Source organism: Serratia sp. A07 (assembly GCF_058725505.1).
This window is the reverse complement of the sequence record NZ_JBZXDO010000089.1, coordinates 1-4555: the sequence shown is the minus strand read 5'-3', so window position 1 is coordinate 4555 and position 4555 is coordinate 1. Positions and strand designations below refer to the sequence as shown.

The 4555-nt window shown below is 55.9% G+C and carries 3 protein-coding genes; all 3 read right to left on the bottom strand.

Going from position 1 to position 4555, the window contains the following annotated elements; genetic code table 11:
• The coding region (locus AC4PR2_RS27655) for a TIGR03757 family integrating conjugative element protein (RefSeq protein WP_492175883.1) at positions 1–392 on the bottom strand (392 nt) is incomplete at its 3' end.
• Positions 393–674: 282 nt separating this feature from the next.
• On the bottom strand, positions 675–980 hold the full coding sequence (locus AC4PR2_RS27650; protein WP_492175882.1) for a hypothetical protein: 306 nt from the start codon (positions 978–980) through the stop codon (positions 675–677).
• On the bottom strand, positions 977–4555 hold a 3579-nt coding region (locus AC4PR2_RS27645), incomplete at its 5' end, for a hemagglutinin repeat-containing protein (protein ID WP_492175881.1). The genes AC4PR2_RS27645 and AC4PR2_RS27650, both read right to left, overlap by 4 nt.

Here is a 4555-nt window from a genome sequence, read left to right as displayed (position 1 = left end):
AGTGACTTCGCGCGCAACGCGGTGGCCCGGGCGATATCAGCGGTGCCATACACCACATCCCGATCGTCAAACACGACCGCGGGGACTTTTTTGACGCCCAGTTCCCAGGTGCGCACCACCGCACGGTAAACCGTCTCCAGCTCCTGTTCATGCGCCTGCCATTGTGGTGACTGAAGTACGGCTTGCGCCTGCCGCTGCGCTTCATCCGGGTTCGACGACAGTGCGCCGAAGAGCTGCGTCTGCAACTGCTCCGGACCGTCAAGATAAATCACGATCACCGAGGCATCATTATTCGTCGGGGGATGGTGGGAATCGGTATACAGTACCGTGCCGGCAAGCACCGATGCCGGCATCAGCAGAGGAAACAACGTCAGCAACGTGCTGATTTTCATAGCGTGCACTCCTGCGTGGATAGAATCCACACAGGGTGCTATGGAGCGCTCAGAAATTCAGCAAATAAGTCTTTATTGGATTGCGATAATTTCCCTACCAAACGGCGGAATGAAGCTCTGCCATAGCTCACTCTCAAAGGCTATTGACTTGTTGTACAGCTTGAATTTTCCAGCGGACAACCAACGAAAAGATAACTGAACCAGAGCAGATTGATAATCTGGTGACATCAAAAACTAAGCCACTGATTAATGCCCCCCCCTGTAGTCCAAATACTCAGTAGCTTAAAATCCACTCAGAACGACTTCACCATAGTTATAGGCTATTGATTTATAACCTTTAACATCAAAAATACATTGATCAAACTTACTAATTAGTAAATTACACCCTTCATCTACGACTGCAGGGCACCCGGCAAAGTGCAACACTATAGAATCAGTGAAAATGATATCAAATCCGTGCTCGGTATCTTTAATATTATCAATCAGATACTGATTATCAAAAGGTCTTCCGTAAGGACCATCAGGCAGAAAGAAGTAAAAAGAATTTCTCTTTTTCACCCATTGTTCAACTATTTCTTTTGGTTTCATTTTTTAATGATCCAATCGCTTTTGGGATCTGGTAAGAAGATTTGCGTACCGCCACCATGAACAGTTGGAAGAGTACCTTTAGTTCCGGTTTGTGGAGCCGCAGTACCTTCATAATATGTTGTTCCTTTAGGGATCTTTATTATAGCTTTATTCTGGAACGAATTCCCCCATTCAGGTAAAACAGCACTATCGAGTTGTGATTGCAGCGGCCCTTTCGATGGTTCTGGAGTCCAAAAACGACCATCGGCTTTTGCCGAACCACCATAGTCTCTATAAAAATAGAGATCTTGTTCAGCCACTTTTTCTTTGTAAGTACCACTCCTGAATGTTGCCGCGGGTGTTCGAGAGTCGCTCGGATTGCCTAGAGGACCATTTTCATGGGGACCATACAGTTTAATAGTTTGTGACGCGATAGTCCTCTGACTTGCTGATGTTGTTTTACTAACAAGCGTATTTAATTTACTCGCTACTGCCCCCCCCAATACAGGCGTGACAGATGCCGCTACAATCTTCATCCCATCATAGGTTTCGATGTATGCCTCTGCCGTGGCCTTATCTACGCCAAGTTGCACCATGGCATAGTTCACCATCGCATCCTTCACCTGCTGCTGACTCTGTGCATCAACGCTGGTGATATTCAGTAGGTTCACTATCTGGCCGTAAGAGTCCGCATACATCTGGCTGGCTTTTGAGTTATAATTGCCGGTACTTTCATACTCACCCTTCGCAACGATAACCTCCAGTCTCGCACCTGCACAGGCCGCACTTCCGGCATTGCCGTTGCCACACGCCTCAATCACCTTCTGGTCGCTAGCGATATCTTTTTCACGCAGTGCATCGTATTTCTGCTGAGCTTTCTCACGCTCTGCCGGGTCTTTACTGTTCTGAAGTGTCTGTTTCGCCAGCTCAAGTTCCGTTTTTTCCGACACACTCAGATAGTTATTCTCAACCGCATTCTTGCCAGCCTGACCGCCGGTTACCACTCCCGCAGTATCGCCCGTCGCCAGCCCGCCAGCAAGTCCTGCAGCCAGCTGGCTGAGCGTGCTCACCTGTTGTTTCTCGCTTTCGCTCAGCTGCTCCGCAGTCTTGCCCGGGAACAGCTGACCGGCAATATAACGCGCCGCCAGTTCCCCGCCGCCGGCGCCCAGCCCTCCTGCCGCGGCCGACTGGTTGTTCAGCTGCGCGGTCACTGCGCCCAGCACCGCGTGCGCCATCGTGTTGGCAGCTATGTTGTCTTCACCGACCCGTTTCTTGATTTCCGTCGCCAGGTACGGCGAGGCGCCGCTCGCCAGCGCACCCGCCAGGTTATTGCCAGCCAGCGCCGTCAGCGCGCCCGTTACCGCCTGTGCCGCTTTCTGCAGGTCACTGCCGGTACCGTATTGCTGCATGGCATTATCATACGCCTGCTGCATCACCGCCGTATCGCTGACAGGTTTGCCTTTCGCTTCCCTTTCCAGCTGCTCCCTGGCCTGTGACAGCGCGGCCGGGTCTTTCTGTGCCTTCAGCCCGGCGATATCCCCCTGCGTGCGGATGACATCCATCGCCTGGCCACCGATCTCGCCGATAAGCTGAGCTTGTTTGAGCCGGTTCTGCTCTTTCTCCTTGTTGAATATTGGGCTGATGCTGCCGTCGTTGGCATGTTCGGTATCCCGATTAAGCTGCGCCACATCCTGCTGCTGTTTGTCTTTGTCGCGAACTATCAGCGTACCTTCACTGACGCCGGCCTTCGTCGCGCCCTCGGCATGCCCGCTGTTGTTGGCACCCGACAGCATGCCGCCGGCCATATTGGTCAGCAGGTCTTTGCCCACCGGTCCACCGGTGCTGAATGACCCGCCGCTGTGCGTTGCGCTGTAGTCCGCCTTGTTGTGTATGTCCTTCCAACCCAGCGTGCCGGTATCGAGGCGGTTATTCTCTTTGTCTGCTTGGCTTGCAATCACAGCGCCGTCTAGCTGGGTATGTTCTTTAACCTTGACGTTATACCCGCCTTTGCCGGCAAACAGCCCGGTCTGCTCTTTCACCGAGTCGAAGTTGCTGTGCAACTTGTCCTTGCTGGCGCTCACGTTGGCCGAACCGGTCATCGAGCCGAAAGTGAAACTGCCGCCCGCACTGGCGTCTTGCTGTTTGGCGTCATAGCGGTCGCTGTCCTGCTCGCTTTCAAGCCGAAGGTCACGGCCCACGTCGACGGTGACCTTTTCGCCGCTGGCCTGCGCACCGGTAAGCGTAGTGTCGCGGCCGCTGGTCAGGCTGAGATGGCTTCCGGCATCCAGGGTGGTTTCGGTATGGGTCAGGCCGTTGCCATTCTCATGCCCTTTGCCGGCATTGACGCCGGCCGAGACACTGATGCCGTACCCACCCGAGCCTGCGCCGATACCGATACCGACATTACTGCCTTTACTGCTGTTCTTGCCGACGGTGCTTTCACTGTTCTGCGCAGACTGCAGGGTAATGTCCCGCGCCGCATCGAGCGACAGGTTTTTGCCCGCCTTCAACTGGCTGCCGGTGATGGCGATATCGCCGCCTTGTTCACTATGGTTCTTGCCGGTCGCCGTTATCGACAGGTTTTGCCCGGCGGTGAGCGTACTGCCCTGCGACTGGCGGCTGTCGGTGCGGGTTTCGCTCTTCGACGACTGGCTGCCGTAGGAGGCGCTGATACCCACCGTATTGGTGGCGCCCTGCGCCGCACCTTTGTCTCCCGGCTGTAAACCGGCGGCGGCGTTTTTCGCCTCCGCCGAGGCGGTCAGCGCATTATCCCGCTCCCAGGCCTGTGCAGCCTGCACCCCGGACAGCGCGGCTTTGGTGTTTTGCAGCGCGTTCAGGCGCCCGTCGCCTTCTTTTCGTGCCTGTTGCGCCGAGCTAACGGCGGTGTTGAGTGCGCCGCCCACGGTGCCCGACAGCGCAACGCTCAGGCCGCTCTGCTTCTGCTCGAAGGTTTCTTGACGCGTACGCTGATCGTAGCCGGGGTCGATAGTCACGCTGTCGCCGGTAAGAGCCAGATCCTTGCCCGCCACCAGGTCGGCGCCGCCAATGTGCAGTTGGTTGCCCGCCGTGATGTTGACACTGCCCTGGCTGCTGCCGACGGTGCTGACGCTTTGGCTCTGGGTGGTGCCTTTCTCGTCGATTTCGTGTTTGCTCGACTGTTTGCCAATCGTAAACCCGATGCCGCCGCTGCCCAGCAGGCCGCTCTTTTTCTTCTCTTCCAGCAGGTAATGCGTCTCGGTTTCGGTGGCCGCACCGATATCGACGTTACGGCCGGCCTGCAGGTTCACGTCCCGATCAGCGGCAATGGCCGAGCCGGTGACCGTCAGGTCATCGCCGGCGCTGATGCTGACGCTGTCACCACTCAGCAGTGTACCGTTCTCGCGTGTGGTTCGGTCGTCGGTCACAGTGTGGCTGCTGCTCTTGTTCAGGAAGCCTTTTTTCTCGGAACGTTCCTCGCTGTAGCGCGACTCGCGCTCGGTGGCCGTATTGAGGGTGACATCCTTTTTCGCCTGCAGGGCGATGGCACCCTGGTCACTGTGCAGGGTGCTGCCGGTGACCGTGACATCCCCCTCACGCCCGATAACCGTGACGCCCTG

Excerpts from the sequence above, each read along its gene's own strand:
- AC4PR2_RS27650 (WP_492175882.1), bottom strand. The coding sequence starts at position 980 with ATGAAACCAAAAGAAATAGTTGAACAATGGGTGAAAAAGAGAAATTCT.